This is a genomic window from Gordonia polyisoprenivorans NBRC 16320 = JCM 10675 (assembly GCF_000241325.1).
GTDB lineage: Bacteria > Actinomycetota > Actinomycetes > Mycobacteriales > Mycobacteriaceae > Gordonia > Gordonia polyisoprenivorans.
The window spans coordinates 470606-486411 of sequence record NZ_BAEI01000031.1 but is presented as its reverse complement, the minus strand read 5'-3'; the positions used below and the strand labels follow the sequence as shown (position 1 = coordinate 486411).

General features: G+C 66.7%; 14 protein-coding genes. 8 read left to right on the top strand and 6 right to left on the bottom strand.

Features of this window, described 5'->3' with window-relative positions:
• Positions 1-29: 29 nt before the first annotated feature.
• The gene (locus GOPIP_RS09550; RefSeq protein WP_006369442.1) at positions 30-800 is read left to right on the top strand and encodes a deoxyribonuclease IV; all 771 of its coding nucleotides are present in this window, start codon (positions 30-32) and stop codon (positions 798-800) included.
• A 53-nt stretch (positions 801-853) separates the two neighbouring features.
• Here GOPIP_RS09550 and GOPIP_RS09545 read toward each other — a convergent pair whose 3' ends face one another.
• Complete coding sequence (locus GOPIP_RS09545; protein WP_006369441.1) at positions 854-2470, bottom strand: HNH endonuclease signature motif containing protein; 1617 nt, start codon at positions 2468-2470, stop codon at positions 854-856.
• Between the two features lie 451 nt (positions 2471-2921).
• A complete protein-coding gene (locus tag GOPIP_RS09540; RefSeq protein ID WP_006369440.1) occupies positions 2922-3863 on the bottom strand; it encodes an aldo/keto reductase in 942 nt (313 codons plus the stop codon).
• 268 nt (positions 3864-4131) lie between these two features.
• On the opposite strand from GOPIP_RS09540, the gene GOPIP_RS09535 reads away from it, so the two are divergent.
• The 3 genes from GOPIP_RS09535 to GOPIP_RS09525 all read left to right on the top strand — a co-directional run bounded on the left by GOPIP_RS09535 (position 4132) and on the right by GOPIP_RS09525 (position 7689).
• Positions 4132-5967, top strand: coding sequence for an acyl-CoA dehydrogenase (locus GOPIP_RS09535; RefSeq protein WP_006369439.1), 1836 nt, complete (start codon positions 4132-4134; stop codon positions 5965-5967).
• Positions 5968-6051: 84 nt separating this feature from the next.
• On the top strand, positions 6052-6528 hold the full coding sequence (locus tag GOPIP_RS09530) for an SRPBCC family protein (protein WP_231386770.1): 477 nt from the start codon (positions 6052-6054) through the stop codon (positions 6526-6528).
• A 105-nt stretch (positions 6529-6633) separates the two neighbouring features.
• Positions 6634-7689, top strand: a complete 1056-nt coding sequence (locus tag GOPIP_RS09525; protein WP_006369437.1) for a zinc-dependent alcohol dehydrogenase family protein — start codon at positions 6634-6636, stop codon at positions 7687-7689.
• Between the two features lie 79 nt (positions 7690-7768).
• On the opposite strand, the gene GOPIP_RS09520 is transcribed toward GOPIP_RS09525, so the two are convergent.
• Entirely contained in the window at positions 7769-8545 is a 777-nt protein-coding gene (locus GOPIP_RS09520; RefSeq protein ID WP_014358650.1) for an SDR family NAD(P)-dependent oxidoreductase, read from the bottom strand.
• 52 nt (positions 8546-8597) lie between these two features.
• The gene (locus tag GOPIP_RS09515; RefSeq protein WP_006369435.1) at positions 8598-9188 is read right to left on the bottom strand and encodes a TetR/AcrR family transcriptional regulator; all 591 of its coding nucleotides are present in this window, start codon (positions 9186-9188) and stop codon (positions 8598-8600) included.
• Positions 9189-9301: 113 nt separating this feature from the next.
• Here GOPIP_RS09515 and GOPIP_RS09510 point away from each other — a divergent pair, with 113 nt between their 5' ends.
• Positions 9302-9694 carry a DUF4267 domain-containing protein gene (locus GOPIP_RS09510; RefSeq protein WP_006369434.1) on the top strand — a complete coding sequence of 131 codons (393 nt, stop codon included), beginning with the start codon at positions 9302-9304 and terminating at the stop codon, positions 9692-9694.
• Between the two features lie 75 nt (positions 9695-9769).
• Here the strand turns inward: GOPIP_RS09510 and GOPIP_RS09505 are convergent, their stop codons facing one another.
• Positions 9770-11464 carry a VanW family protein gene (locus GOPIP_RS09505; protein ID WP_210738957.1) on the bottom strand — a complete coding sequence of 565 codons (1695 nt, stop codon included), beginning with the start codon at positions 11462-11464 and terminating at the stop codon, positions 9770-9772.
• 233 nt (positions 11465-11697) lie between these two features.
• Entirely contained in the window at positions 11698-12993 is a 1296-nt protein-coding gene (locus tag GOPIP_RS09500) for an acetyl-CoA C-acetyltransferase (RefSeq protein ID WP_006369432.1), read from the bottom strand.
• Between the two features lie 132 nt (positions 12994-13125).
• Here GOPIP_RS09500 and GOPIP_RS09495 point away from each other — a divergent pair, with 132 nt between their 5' ends.
• From GOPIP_RS09495 to GOPIP_RS09485, 3 genes are all read left to right on the top strand, one after another.
• The gene (locus GOPIP_RS09495) at positions 13126-14493 is read left to right on the top strand and encodes a 3-oxoacyl-ACP reductase (protein WP_006369431.1); all 1368 of its coding nucleotides are present in this window, start codon (positions 13126-13128) and stop codon (positions 14491-14493) included.
• Positions 14493-15416 carry a MaoC family dehydratase gene (locus GOPIP_RS09490; protein ID WP_006369430.1) on the top strand — a complete coding sequence of 308 codons (924 nt, stop codon included), beginning with the start codon at positions 14493-14495 and terminating at the stop codon, positions 15414-15416. Before GOPIP_RS09495 ends, GOPIP_RS09490 begins: the two co-directional genes overlap by 1 nt.
• 153 nt (positions 15417-15569) lie before the next feature.
• On the top strand, positions 15570-15806 hold the full coding sequence (locus tag GOPIP_RS09485; RefSeq protein WP_006369429.1) for a hypothetical protein: 237 nt from the start codon (positions 15570-15572) through the stop codon (positions 15804-15806).

Genomic DNA, 15806 nt, shown 5'->3' with positions numbered 1-15806 from the left:
GTCTCGCGTACGCGCCCTAAGCTGGCACCATGCGCATCGGAGCTCACTTGCGGGAGGATGACGACCCGCTGACCACCGCGACGGACCTCGGCGTCGACGTCTTCCAGATGTTCGTCACCGACCCTCAGAAGTGGAAGAAGCCGGTCCCCCGCCCGGACGCGCAGGCTTTCCGCGACTCCCCGATCGACGTCGTCGTCCACTCGAGTTACCAGATCAATGTGGCCAGCCTGAACAACCGGCTCCGCATGCCCTCCCGCAAGGCCGTCGAGGAGCAGGCTGCCGCTGCTGCCGACCTCGGCGCGTTCGGTCTCGTCGTCCACGGCGGCCACCTGCGCGACGGGGAGGATTCAGCGGAAGGGTTTGCCAACTGGCGCAAGCTGTTCGACCGTCAGGTCGACAAGGGCGGCTTCGGGGTCCCGATTCTCATCGAGAACACCGCAGGCGGCGACCATGCGATGGCCCGAACCCTCGAGGCCATTGATCGACTCTGGGAGGCGGTCGGCGATTTCGAGCAGGCCGGCTTCTGTCTCGACACCTGTCACGCGTGGGCGGGCGGCGAGGATCTCGTCGGACTCGTCGAGCGGGTCCGGGAGATCACCGGGCGTATCGATCTGGTGCACCTCAACAACTCCCGCGACGAGTTCGACTCCGGCCGCGACCGTCATGCGAATCTGGGGTCGGGACACATCGATCCCGAGGTGCTCGTCGCCGTCGCGGCAGCGGCCGACGCACCCATCATCCTCGAGACGCCGGCCGAAGGAATCCCCGACGATCTCGAATACCTGCGGTCGGCGTTGTAGCGCCCTCGAGACCCGGTGAGTCACAGCTGGTTCCATCCCACAGCGGAACCCCGTCACCGCGGATACGTGACAATCACCTGCCCCGTCCGTCGGCTTCGCCACTCCACCCGCCGATCGGTGTAGAGCGTCGGCACCCACTCGGCGAGGTGTTTGCGTTGGTGATCGGCCCGGCACAGTGGGATCAGATCACCGAGCACCGTCCAGCCTCCGGCCTCGGGGTCGGTGTGGTTGAACGGTCGCCAATGATCGAGGTCGCACAGGTGTGACGGCATCCCGCAGAACGGAAACCGGCACCAGGCATCATTGGCCAGCACCTCAGCGCGCAATGTCGCGCTGGGTGCATACGTCAATGCGCCAGGAGGTGGCACGGTGTGACCACCGTGTCCGGTCGGATCCGCCGGTGGCGCCTGCGGCCGGTCGGAAATCTGCGGGATGAGTGGTCCCGCGGCACGGGCGGATTCGGGGTAGTGGACGGTCTTCGCCACGTCGGCGAGGGCGGTGGCGTAGTCGCGGTCGATCGGCCCGTATCCCTGCAACCGAGGCACGAGAATCCCGTCCGGATCCTTCAACACCGTCAGTACGGGTGCCCCGGGTACGACCAGGGCACGTCCGAATGCCACCGCCACCTCAGGAGGGGTGGAAGGTTCAGTCGGGTCGGGGATCTCGGGTTCCGCGACCGGCTCCACCAGCTCAACTGGGTCATGCTCATCGGAAGTTTCCGGCGCACTGGAAGGTTCGATGTCCTCGACTTCAGGTACATCGGCGTCGACAGGTTCGGGCAACAGGTCGTCCCACGCTTGTGCATCCGCAGCGTCAGCGGGTGTCTCTGCCGACCCGTCACGGGCAGCACCGCCTTTCGCGCAACTCTCCAAGCCGCATTCGCAGTCGAGGTGCGCTCCCGGCACACCGGTGATCTCCCCGAGGGCGATCACCCGCAGCGACCCCACGCGTCGCGGGTCCTTGCGGCAGGTGCGTTCATCGATCAGCGCCTCGATCTGGGTTGTGAGGAACACCCCGTAATGCGCGGGGACGACCGCATCCAGGGTGGAGTGCCCGGCAACCTCGGGGGTGATGGTCACATTTCCCACCAGATCGGTGATGGTGTCGCGGTCCTCGATCACACTGTCGGGGTTCATCGAGATCAGCGCTGCCTCGAGCTCCTGCGATAGCACTGGGTCGGTGGTGGCGCGCGATGCATAGTTCAGGACGATCTTCTCGAACGACATCTCCGCGTCGTCACCCTCGATGCCGTCGAGATCGATGTCTCCGGCACGTTGCGCGGCCCGCGCCATGATGGACACCCGGTTGGTCGAGTGCTCCCCGTTCAGGTAGGCGGCACGGATCAGCGGGAACTTCTCCAACAGCTCCGCCAACGCCACCCAACTCCCGGCCTTACTGCGAGAGACCTTGAACTGCAACGACACCTCGGCCCGGCCGAGTTTCTCGGCATGCTCGATGACTGAGCCCCACACGCTGGTCTCGGACCGACCGGCGAGATGCTCGCGGTACACCCGATCGGCCAACGCGGCAGCAGCCAGCAACGTCCGGGCCTCGTGTTTACGCGATTGGCGCAACAGATCAGGGCCGATCTCGATGAGCTCATCGCGCGACATCGACGTGATTGCGGCAGCGTCGGCATCCGGATCGGTGAACGTCAACGTGGTCGACATCCGAACAACCTCCCCTCCCGCGATCGGACTTGATGAGAACAAGTGTACGAAGGGGTACCGACAAAACCGATCCGACGAACGCCGGACCGGAGAAATCTGTGGACAACTTTTTTCGCGCGCGTCAAGTGGGCGTCGATGTGGTTGCGATACCTCTCATCTCGCCGGGTCTCGAGGCTCGCCGCACGCGGCTCGCACCTCGACCATCGAGGGAAGGGGCGAGCGTCGGATGGCGGAAGCCCTCGACCACCGGGGAGGAACGGTCGAACATCGGTCAGGAAACGGCCATTTATCCGTTCTGATGGTCGAGGCCTCGAGACCCCTCCCGCCGATCAGCATCCGCACCACCCGTCGAGCCGAACCGGCACCGGCGCAAGCGGTCTCGAGGCTCGCCGCACGCGGCTCGCACCTCGACCACCGGGGAAGGGCTGACCACTGGATCGAAGGCCGGCTATCAGACCGCGGCGTCGAGCCTCGCGCGTTGCTCGGCGGTGAGGGTCAGCTCGGCGGCGTCGAGGGCTGCGTCGAGTTGGGCCAACGTGCTGACGCCGACGATCGGCCGGATCACCGGGGAACCACCGAGCAGCCAGGCAAGGACCACCTGCCCGGGCGTGGCGTCCAGCTCGGCTGCGACGCTGCGCAATTCGGCCAGGCGTCGGGTTGTTCCCGGGTGGTCGTAGGCCTCGGGGAACGGTCGGTCGGCGCGGTCGAAGCTGCCCTGGATCAGCGGGCTGTACGCCCACAGTTCGATCTCGGGATGGGTGGTGACGTAGTCGATGGTCTCGTCGGTGACGAATCCGAAGCGGTGATCCTTGCCCGGCACCACGGTGTCCGGGCGTGGCCGGACGTACGACGTCGACAGTTGCAATGCGGTGAACGGTTCGGTGCCGGCGACCGACGCCAGGGCGCGCGCCTGCTCCACGCGCCACGTCGGATGGTTCGAGATACCGATCCGTCCGACCACGCCGTCGTCGACGAGTCGGCCGAACGTCGAGACCACTTCGGCCATCGGCGTCCGTCGGTCCTCCAGATGCGCCCAGTACAGATCGATGTGATCGACCTGGAGCCGCGCGAGGCTGGCCTCGATCGAACGCATGACGACCTCGTGACCGAGACCGACGACCTCACCCGGCCGTCCGGGAACGGGCTCCGGCCCAACCTTCGTCGCCAGCGTCACTCGCTCCCGGACACCCGGGTTGTCGGCGAACCACCGGCCGAGCATCTCTTCGCTCTGTCCGCCCGATCCCGTCCCCGACGCCCAGAACGCATAGCAGTCCGCGGTGTCAAGCGTTGTTCCGCCACGTTCCAGGAATCGTTCGACCAGCGCGCGGGAAGTGGCGTCGTCGGTGCGCGTGCCGAAGTACATACATCCGAGGACCAGGGAATCAGTGGACATGCGGACAGGCTAGTCGCCGGGTTTCGCGATAACGAGGCGAAGATTCGCGATACAGGACATTGCGCTTGCAGAAGTTAGCGGAGGTCACAGAAATCTCGGCTTGTCGACCCTGCGAACGAGTTGTATCCTGGGGTTACCGGCGAGTAACTTAGCGGTCGTTCGGTCGTGTTCCATTCAGAGCATCCACCGGGCGTTTGCACGAGTTCACCTGCCGACACATCCAGCGACCACCCGCGAGGGATTCAGCCCGCGTCAGATAGGAATCCAAATGGGCCACTACAAGAGCAACATGCGCGACCTGCAGTTCAACCTCTTCGAGGTCTTCGAACTGGACAAGGTGCTCGAGTCGGGGGAGTTCGGCGATCTGGATCATGAGACCGCCGTGGACATGCTCCGCGAGGTCCGGACTCTGGCCGAGGGCCCGATCGCGGAATCCTTCGCCGAGGCCGACCGCAACCCGCCGGTCTTCGACCCGGAGACCCACAGCGTCACCATCCCGGAAAGCTTCAAGAAGTCCTACAACGCCCTCGTCGAGGGTGGCTGGGACAAGGTCGGCGTCAACGAGGAACTCGGTGGCATGCCGGCGCCCCGATCGCTGTACTGGGCAATCGGTGAGATGATCCTCGGCGCCAACCCGCCGGTGTTCATGTACGCAGCAGGCTCGGGCTTCGCGAACATCTTCTACGACAACGGAACCGACGAGCAGAAGAAGTGGGCCGCCATCTGCTCCGAGCGCGGCTGGGGCGCCACGATGGTGCTCACCGAGCCCGACGCCGGTTCCGATGTGGGCGCCGGACGTACCAAGGCTGTTCAGCAGGAGGACGGCTCCTGGCACATCGACGGTGTGAAGCGCTTCATCACCTCCGCCGACCAGGACATGACCGAGAACATCTTCCACCTGGTGCTCGCCCGCCCCGAGGGCGCAGGCCCGGGCACCAAGGGGCTGTCGCTGTTCTTCGTACCGAAGTTCCATTTCGACTTCGAGACAGGTGAACTCGGCGAGCGCAACGGCGTTTTCGTCACCAACGTCGAGCACAAGATGGGCATCAAGGCGTCGGCCACCTGTGAGGTCACCTTCGGCCAGCACGGCGTCCCGGCCAAGGGCTGGCTCGTCGGCGAGGTTCACAAGGGCATCGCGCAGATGTTCCAGGTGATCGAGCATGCGCGAATGATGGTGGGCACCAAGGCAATTTCGACGCTGTCGACCGGTTACCTCAACGCTCTCGACTACGCCAAGGAGCGAGTGCAGGGCGCCGACATGGTGCAGATGACCGACAAGGCCGCACCGCGGGTCACCATCACCCATCACCCCGACGTCCGGCGTTCGCTGATGACCCAGAAGGCATATGCCGAGGGTCTGCGCGCGATCTACCTCTACACCGCATCGCACCAGGATTCCGTTGCCGCACAGATCGTCTCCGGCGCCGATCCCGAGATGGCGCACCGGGTCAACGACCTGCTGCTGCCGATCGTCAAGGGTGTCGGCTCCGAGCGTGCCTACGCCAACCTCGGCCACGAGTCGCTGCAGACCTTCGGTGGCTCGGGCTTCCTGCAGGACTACCCGATCGAGCAGTACATCCGTGACTCGAAGATCGACTCGCTCTACGAGGGCACGACCGCCATCCAGGCGCAAGACTTCTTCTTCCGCAAGATCATTCGCGACAAGGGGCAGGCCCTCGCGCATGTTGCCGGACAGATCCAGTCGTTCATCGACACCGAGGCCGGCAACGGTCGCCTCAAGGCCGAACGCGCGTTGCTCAAGACCGCCCTCGAGGACGTCCAGGCCATGGCCGCCTCCCTGACGGGCGATCTGATGGGCGCGCAGGAGAACCCGAAGGACCTCTACAAGGTGGGGCTGGGCTCGGTGCGCTTCCTGATGTCGGTCGGCGATCTGCTCATCGGCTGGTTGCTCCTGCGTCAGTCCGAGATCGCGCTGGCCAAGCTCGATGAGGGCGTGACCGGCGACGACAAGTCTTTCTACGAGGGCAAGGTCGCCGTCGCGAGCTTCTTCGCCAAGAACATGCTCCCGCTGCTCACCTCGATCCGCACCACCGTCGAGAACATCGACGGCGAGATCATGGAGCTCGACGAAGCCGCCTTCTGACACAACAGAACACCGCACGAGCCGAGGGGCCGGGATCTCCGTCGAGATCCCGGCCCCTCGGCGATTCGGCGCATACTGGACGACGTGAGCGCACGGACCTTCCGGATGCACTCCGTCTGGCAACTGCCCTTCGACCACCACACCGTGCTGGCCGCGCTCGCCGACGCCGACTCCTACCCCACCTGGTGGCCGCAGGTCCGCGAGGCGACAAGGGTCGACGACACCTCCGGCGATGCGGTGCTGCGGTCATTGCTGCCGATATCGCTTCGGGTGCACGTGCGTGAGGACATCGTCGACCCCGCGGCCGGCGTCCTGCAGGCGCGCGTGGACGGCGACCTGACGGGGTGGACGCGGTGGACCATTCACCCAGGTACTCCCGCCGACGGCTGTCGGGCCGAGTTCCGTCAGGTCGTCGACCTCACCACACCGCTGCCGCTCCCCCTCATCCGCGTCGGCCGTCCAATCTTGCACGCGAACCACCGGTTCATGATGTGGTCGGGTAGGCGCGGTCTGATCCGGCATCTGAACTGCGCGCGGATCAGGGGCGAATTCTCATATTGACACGCATCGCAGGCACCGATCGGCACCCATGGCCGGGCGCGCATACGTAGCGTGAATTGCGGGGGCGTGAGACACGGGGGACCCGACCACGTGAGGTGACACCAGATGAAGGCACTCGTTTTCCACGGTCCCGGCCAGAAGGCTTGGGAGGACGTCCCCGACCCGAAGCTCAGCGAACCCACCGACGTCATCGTCAAGATGGATACGACGACGATCTGCGGCACCGACCTGCACATCCTCAAGGGTGACGTTCCCGCGGTCACTCCCGGCCGCATTCTCGGACACGAGGGCGTCGGTACGATCACCGAGGTCGGCGACGCCGTGACCACGCTGGCCGTCGGCGACCAGGTGATCCTGTCCTGCATCTCCTCATGCGGGAAATGCTCGTTCTGCAAACAGGGCGTCTACTCGCACTGCCTCGGTAGCGAGGGCACGTCGGGTATCGGCTGGATCTTCGGCCATCTCATCGACGGCACCCAGGCCGAGTACGTGCGGGTGCCCTACGCCGAGAACTCGGTCCACAAACTGCCGTCGGCGGTCAGCCCCGAGCAGGGCACGTTACTCTCCGACATCCTGCCCACCGGCCACGAGATCGGCGTCCGCCACGGGGCGGTGAAACCCGGTGATGTGGTCGCGGTAATCGGGACCGGCCCGGTCGGGCTCGCCGCCATCGCCACCGCCGGCCTCTACGGGCCCAGCCGGGTCATCGCCGTCGACATCGACGCCAACCGGGTCGAGCAGGCCCGCCGGTTCGGGGCGACCGACGGGGTCGTGTCGACCTCGTCGGGTTGGCGCGAAGAGATCCTGGCGATGACCGACGGACTCGGCGTCGATGTCGCGATCGAGGCCGTCGGCATTCCCGACACGTTCCAGATGTGCCTCGACATCGTCCGCCCCGCAGGCCATGTCGCCAATGTCGGTGTGCACGGCAAACCCGTCGAGCTGCCCATCCAGGACCTCTGGATCTCCAACATCGTGATGTCGATGGGCCTGGTGAACACCAATACCCTTGGCACACTTCTGAAGTTGGTGGCACAGCGCCGTATCGACCCGGAGCCGTTCATCAGCCACCGATTCGGGCTCGGCGAGATCATCGACGCCTACGACGTGTTCTCCCGTGCGGCAGAAACCAAGGCGCTCAAGGTGATCATGAGCGCCTGAGATTCCCCGAGAACCACCACGGCCGCGTCGGACCCGAGGGTCTGACGCGGCCGTGACCGTGAGAGGACTTGTGCCAGAACTACTTCGGTGGCATCCGGATGCCGCCGTCGACGCGGACGACCTCGGCGTTCATGTAGGAGTTGGTGACGAGCTCGACGACCATCGACGCGAGTTCGTCGGGCACGCCGAGACGACGCGGGAACAGCACCGACTCGCCGAGCTTGGCCTTGAATGCCTCGGCGGCCTCGCCCTCACCGTAGATCGGGGTGTCGATCAGGCCGGGGGCGACGGTGTTGACGCGCACGCCCACGGCCGCGAGGTCACGCGCGACCGGCAGGGTCATGCCGACGACGCCGCCCTTGGACGACGAGTACGACGCCTGGCCGATCTGGCCGTCGAATGCCGCGACGCTCGCCATGTTGACGATCGCGCCCCGCTCGTTCGATTCCAGCGGCTCGTTGCGGCTCATCGCGGTGGCGGCCAGCCGGATGGCATCGAAGGTGCCGATCAGGTTGATCGCGATGACCTTCTTGTACGCGTCGAGGTTGTGCGCGGAAGCGAAGTCACCGTCCTTGCCGATGGTGCGCTGCGCCCAGCCGATACCGGCCGAGTTCACCAGCACCCGCAGCGGGCCCAACTCGGTCGCCTGGTTGACCGCGTTCTCGAGATCCTCGGTCTTGGTCACGTCCACGGCGACGAACTTGCCGTCGATCTCCTTGGCGAGCTCACCACCCTTTTCTGCATTGAGGTCGGCGATGATGACCTTCGCCCCCTTGGCCGCCAGCTGGCGAACCACCGCGGCGCCGATGCCCGACGCCCCACCCGTCACGATTGCACTTGCTCCGTTGATATCCACGTCGACAGACTACGACGCCGTGTGACTGGTCTAACAACCCGGGGCCGAGCGATCAGTCGGTAAGTGACCGGCCTTCGAACACTGCGACGAGCTCAGCCCGCCTCGCGGACTCCATCGAGGGGTCCAGCCGCCCGCACCTGCGCAACTCACACACCCCGTGCAGCGCGCTCCACAGCAGTTCCGCGCGCACCTGAACGCCGACGTCCTCACCGAGGGCATCCCCGCCACCGAGAGCCTCGACGAAGATCGAGAATGCGCGACGCATGATCTCAGGAGTCTCGTCGTGAGCGAACCGCGCGGCGATCGGCATGGCGAACATCGCCTCGTACGTAGCCGGATTGCGTTGCGCGAAAGCAAGATACGCATCGATGAGGCCGCCGACCCCGCCTTCGGTCTCCGTGTCGCCGGACACCGACGCGACGAACTCCGCGAATCCGAGCAACGCCACCGCCGTCACGATCTCGTCGCGCCCGCCGGGAAAATGCTGATAGAGGACTGGCGGCGTGTATTCGATCTCGTCGGCCAGCCGGCGGGTGGTCACCGCGGACCATCCGTCACGCTCCGCCAAGTCGCGCGCCGCCTCGACCACCCGATCCCGACGTTCGGCGCGCTCTCGCGCGCGCCGATCCTGTGCACCACCCATGGTCGAAACCTACCATTGATAGATCTTGTTATCGGTGTTAGATTTCTTTCCATCGATAACAACAGGAAGGTGCGAACGATGACAACGAGCTTCACCCGCCCTGAGGGCCAACCATGACCAGCATCCTGTGGTGGACCGGGGCGGCGATCGGTGTGGTGATCGCGCTGGGCATCATCGTGATCGGCGCCGCCTACCTGGCCCGCAACGCCACCAACGCCGCCGGTTTCGGCCTGCCGACGTCGCTGTCGCCCCACGACCGTGGATGGTGGCAGGTCAAGGGCATCCGTGATGTGACGACCGGTGTTCTGGTACTCGCATTCCTCGTTGCCGGCACCGATCGACTGCCCCTGCTCCTCGGCGTGCTGGCGCTGATCCCGCTCGGCGACATGCTGATCGTGCTCGGGCAACACGGCAGCCGATCCCGCGCACTCGGAATCCACGGGGTCACGGCGGTGGTTCTGCTCGGCGCCTGTGTACTCACCGCGGTCGGGCAGGCGCCGTGGTGAGCCGACGGAATAGCCGGCGCAGCGCCGTCGGCGTCGGGAAGAGCGCTGTCGGCGATGGGGAGGGCGCCGTCGGCGTCAGATGCACCGCACGATCGGCTCCGGCGCGTAGCGCACGGTTCGGGTGTGCCTGCTGATCAGTGCGCCGGTGCGGGCGTCGGTGATGACCCGGGTGTCGCTGGTGGTGAATCCGCGGCTGCCACGGCTCGCGATGCAGTCGGGCCCGCGGGGCACCCGGCGCACCTCTGGCGTGGTGTAGGCGTGTCGCTCCCCGGTGATCGACTGGACCTCGACACTTGTCGTGCCCCACAGCCGAACCGTCACCGACGACGGGCTCCACGTGGTCTCGATCAGGACGCCGTGGCGCGAGGTGTTGCCGATGACGAGGTCGATGGCGCCCTCGAACACCGTCGCCTCCCGCGCTTCGGGGTACCGCGAGATGTAGTAGGCGTGTTCGGTGTGGTCGACGTCGGCGAGCCCGGCGAAGTAGGCGGCGTTGTAGAGCGTGGTGGCGAACTGGGAGATACCGCCGCCCACCGCGTTCGACGCGCGGCCGTGATCGATGATCGTCGAGCTGACGTAGCCCTGCGCGCTGCCCCGCGGCCCGGTGTGGGTGTTGAGGGAGAAGTTCTTGCCCGGCAGGATCAGCGCCCCGTCAACCTCGGCCGCGACCAGCCGGATGTTCTCGCCCGACGCCGACGAGAAACCGCCGGTGGTGAACTCGCCGATCACCTCGGTGACCCCGAGCGAGCGGGCCTTCTCGGTGGACAACGCGGGCGGCACCGTCCGGTAGGCGGCTGCGACGGTGCGCGGTCCGGTGCCGACGACGGCGCGTTCGACTGCGGCGAAGGTCTTGTCCCAGTCGACGCGTGCGCCGTTGCGGGCGGGCACGACCCGCGGGCGTCCCGTCGCCAACGAGAATCTCGCATCGGCGGGCCGGCTCTCGGAGTCGCGCAGCGCGGCCAGCGCCGTACGACCGCGTTGGCGGTCGACGTATGCGACGAGCCCTCCCCGACCGTCGGGGACGAAAGTGAGGATCGCGCCGATCTGCCTGGGAGACAGGCTGACCCGAACGCCACCTCGGCCGGAGATCTCGACGTCGTCGGACACCGCCCGCGTCGCCGGACCCGCGACGGTCGCGCGCACCACCTCGGCACTCACGCTCGGCGCGAACGGTTCCATCGGCAGGTCCACGACGTCTCCGTCGAGCCATTCGCGGGCCAGTACCGCGCGCGCCGCATCCCGGTCGACGCGGCGACCGGCAGCGGGCAGATCGGCGACCGGCGTGGCACCGGCGTAGTGCACCCCACCGTCCACCGCGGACCGTTCGAGATCGCGGTGATGACCGGCGATCGCCTCGTCGAAGCGTGCGGCGTCGACCCGGACGACCGGCGCGACGTCGTGTGTGCGGCCGAAGAGCGCCAGCAACCGGGTGAGCGGACTACGCGGCTGACGTTGCAGGGCCGCCGCGGTCGCCTCGGCGTCGAACATCACGCCCAACGCCGCGGGGTCGACGGTCGCCGAGCCGGATTCGGTGCGCAGTCGCACGGGTACGCTCGCCTGCTGCATCATCTCGTCGAGCCGATGGTCCAGGCGCACCGGGGACAGGTTGCCGACGTCGCGGCCGGCGGTGACCGCGCCGCGGGCCGTGTGCCCCGAGGTGACCAGAAGATCCATGGACAACGTCAGTAGTATGACGGAGATCACACCTGTGGTGATTCGTGCGCCCACCCGCCATCGACGTCGTCGCGCTGATCCCACGCTGTCACTCATACCGAACAAATCCGGCCAATGCGACCCGGGCGGCTTCTCCCCACAACGCAATCGAGGGCCTGACCGGCGAATACACGCTGGTCAGGCCCTCTGTGAGAGGCGCTCCGGTTGAGCTGTCGGGTCGGGGGTCTGACAGCTCAACCGAAGCTACCCCGTATATCTACGGGACTTTCGTCTTCGTTACAACACGGGGTGTCCATTCATCGGAGGAATCCCGCGCTGAAGAATCCCACTCAGCCTTCGATGATCGCGGTGACGCCCTGGCCGCCCGCGGCGCAGATCGAGATCAGCGCGCGCCCGCCGCCGTTCTCCTTGATCTGCTTGGCCGCCTGGGCGACGATGCGTCCGCCGGTGGCGGCGAAGGGGTGTCCGGCGGCCAGCGACGAGCCGTTGACGTTGAGCTTGCTGCGGTCGATCGCGCCGAGCGCCTTGTCCAGGCCCAGCCGCTCCTTGCAGTACTCCTCGGACTCCCATGCCTGCAGGGTCGCGAGCACCACCGAGGCGAACGCCTCGTGGATCTCGTAGAAGTCGAAGTCCTGCAAGGTGAGGCCGTTGCGCTCGAGCAGACGCGGGACGGCGTAGGTGGGGGCCATCAGCAGGCCGTCGGGGCCGTTGACGTAATCGACCGCCGCGGACTCGGAGTCGACGAAGTACGCCAGCACCGGGATGCCCTTGTCCTGTGCCCACTCGTCGCTGGCGAGCAGCACGGTCGACGCACCGTCGGTCAGCGGCGTCGAATTGCCCGCGGTCATGGTGGCGTCGCCCAGCGACACCCCGAAGACCGGCTTGAGCTTGGCGAGCTTCTCGACGCTGGAGTCGCCACGCAGGTTCTGATCACGGGTCAGGCCGAGGAACGGGGTGACCAGGTCGTCGAAGAAGCCGGCGTCGTAGGCGGCGGCCATCTTCTGATGGCTGGCCGCGGCCAGCGCGTCCTGGTCGGCACGCTTGATGCCGAACTCCTTGGCGGTGATCGCCGCGTGCTCACCCATCGACATCCCGGTGCGGGGCTCGCCGTTGCGCGGGATCTCGATGCCGAGCTTGGGCAGTGCCTTGAGGAGTCCGAGGACCTGGTCCTGGGTGCTACGGGCCCGGTTCACCTCGAGCAGGCCGCGACGGAAGCCCTCGGAGACGCCGATCGGTGCGTCGGAGGTGGTGTCGACGCCACCGCCGACGGCGACGTCGTAGCGTCCGCGCGCGATGCCGTCGGCGACGGCGGTGATCGCCTGCAGGCCGGTGCCGCACGCCTGCTGGATGTCGAAGGCCGGGGTGTAGGGCGAGAGGGCCGATCCCAGCACGGATTCGCGGATGAGATTGAAATCACGCGACAGTTTCAGGACGGCGCCACCGGCCACCATGCCGAGTCGTTCACCCTGGAGGCTGTAGCGACTGACGAGGCCGTCAAGGGCCGCGGTGAACATGTCTTGGTTGCTGACCTTGGCATATGCCTTGTCCTGCCGCGCGAACGGAATGCGGTTGCCGCCGAGGATCGCGACCGGGCGCTCGGTGCGGGTCTTGGGTGTGTTGGCCACGAGAGATCTCCCAGGTGTCGATTGGTACCTTTAACGTATTCTTACTCCAGAGTAAGTTAGATGTCGAACGGCGCTCCACCCAGCAGCGTCCTCGATCACACCGAGCGTGAGAACAATTCAGAGGAGATTCACGTGGCTGCCAACTCCACGACCGCAGGCCTGTACTCGAGTTTCGTGCACTCCGGGCCGGGTGCGTTCATCGCCAAGCAGGCCGGACTGCCCGTCCCGCCACCTCTGCGGCGCTACAAGGCCTCCGAGCCGCCGCTGCCGGGACCGGTGCTGCTCGGCGGGTCCGGCCGTCTCGTCGAGCCGCTGCGTGAGCTGCTCTCGGGTCCCGACTACACGCTGATCGAGAACGCCACCACCGGTCGCAGCGCCGACAAGTACGGCGGTCTGGTCTTCGACGCCACCGGGATCGCCTCCCCCGCCGAGCTCGAGCAGCTCTTCGAGTTCTTCCAGCCGGTCATGCGCTCGACGGCGGCCTGTGCGCGCTTCGTCGTGCTCGGCACCACCCCCGAACTCGTCACCGATCCCGATGAGCATGTCGCCCAGCGCGCCCTCGAGGGATTCACCCGCTCGCTCGGCAAGGAACTCCTCAAGGGGTCGACCGTGCAGCTCGTCTACGTCTCCCCCGACGCCAAGACCGGGCTCACCGGCCTGGAGTCGACGCTGCGCTTCGTGCTGTCGGCGAAGTCGGCCTTCGTCGACGCCCAGGTGATCCGCGTCGGCGCCGACGACGCCACCGCGCCCGCGAGTTGGGACAAGCCGCTCGAGGGCAAGGTGGCAGTGGTGACCGGTGCCGCCCGCGGTATCGGCGCGACGATCGCCGAGGTGCTGGCCCGCGATGGCGCCCACGTCATCTGCGCCGACATCCCGGCTGCCGGCGAGGCCCTGGCCGAGACCGCCAACAAGGTCGGCGGCACCTCGTTGCCGCTCGACGTCAGCGCACCCGACGCCGGCGAGAAGCTCGCCGAGCATGCGCTCGCGCGCCATGGCGGCATCGACATCATCGTCAACAACGCCGGCATCACCCGCGACAAGCTGCTCGCCAACATGGATGCGGCGCGCTGGAATTCGGTGATCTCGGTCAATCTGATCGCGCCACAGCAGTTGGTCAACGCCCTCGTCGAGAAGGACGCGTTGAAGCCTGGCGGCGCGGTGATCGACGTGTCGTCGATCGCGGGTATCGCGGGTAACCGCGGCCAGACCAACTACGGCGCCTCCAAGGCCGGCGTGATCGGTCTCGTCGACACCTACGCCCCGCTGCTCGCCGAGAAGGGCATCACGATCAACGCCGTCGCCCCCGGTTTCATCGAGACCAAGATGACCGCCGCGATCCCGCTGGCCACCCGCGAGGCCGGCCGCCTGATGAGTTCGCTGCAGCAGGGCGGTCAGACCATCGATGTCGCCGAAACCGTTGCCTACTTTGCCAATCCGGCCTCCAACGCCATCACCGGCAACGTGGTCCGGGTCTGCGGCCAGGGATTCCTGGGGGCGTGATGAGCAAGACCATCACCCTCTCGTCGCCGCCGAGCACCGCCGACGTCTACTCCAAGGCGGTCACCGCGATGCTCCCGGTGATCGGCAAGCCCGCCCGGATCCGCGCCGACGCGACCATCCCGGACCGGCGCTACCGGCTCGAGAACATCCGCATCGATCCGGACCGGCTGCTGGCCTACACCCGGGCGACGGGTCAGCAGTTCGGCCCGACGCTGCCGATCACCTACCCGTTCGTGCTGCAGTTCCCGCTGGCCATGAAGATCATGACCGACGGCGACTTCCCTTTCGGCGCAGTCGGTTCGGTGCATCTGGAGAACACCATCACGCGACTGCGACCGATCGGGATCGACGAGCCGCTGACCATCGTGAATCACGCCGAGAACCTGCGTGAACACCGCAAGGGCATGCTCATCGACATGGTCTCGGAGATCAACGTCGGCACCGAGCTGGTGACCCGGCAGGTGGCAACGTTCCTCAAACAACAACGCACCAGCCTCTCCGACGAACCGCGCGGGCCGGCTCCGCGGGATCAGGCGCCACCACCACCGGATGCGGTACTCACCGTCGACTTGGCCAAGATCCGCGAGTACGCGGCGGCGTCGGGGGATCGCAACCCGATCCACATGGGCGATCTGACCGCCAAGGCGTTCGGCTTCCCGAAGGCCATCGCGCACGGAATGTGGAGCGCGGCAGCCGCTGTCGCCAACGTCGAGGCGCAACTGCCCGACGCCGTCACCTACACGGTGCGGTGGGGTAAGCCGATCCTGTTGCCGGCCAAGGTGAACGTCTACACCCATAGGGTGGACGGTGCCGGGAGCGCAGCGAGCGGGCCGAATACCTACGGCGCCGGGAGTTTCGACATCTCGATTCTCAACCGGCGCAAGGGGTATCCGCACCTGACGGCGACCACGCGTACCAACTGAGGCGACCGCCAGGTCCCCGAACTCCCGTCCGGCAATGCCGGGCGGGAGTTCTGCGTTTCGCTGCTGCCCGCGACACGAGGCCGCTCGAAGTCCGGGACGATCTCGGGGTCATCCCCGATGTCGCCACCACCGGCGAGTCGTAGCGTCGGCAGCATGAGAAAGCTCGCCCGGATCTGGGGTCTGACGCTCGTGGTGATGGTGTGTGTGTTCTTCATCGGCCGCGCGGCGGCCGAACCGTTCACAGTCGGCAACGATTACCAGAACGACTGGGGCGGGCCGAGTCTCGTCGGTGTGCTCGCCGTCCACATGATGCCGGGGCTACTCGCGGCGGCGGTGCTGGTGTGGCTGGGTTCGGTGATGTTGCGTCGGCACCGGGCGCCGCACCGGTGA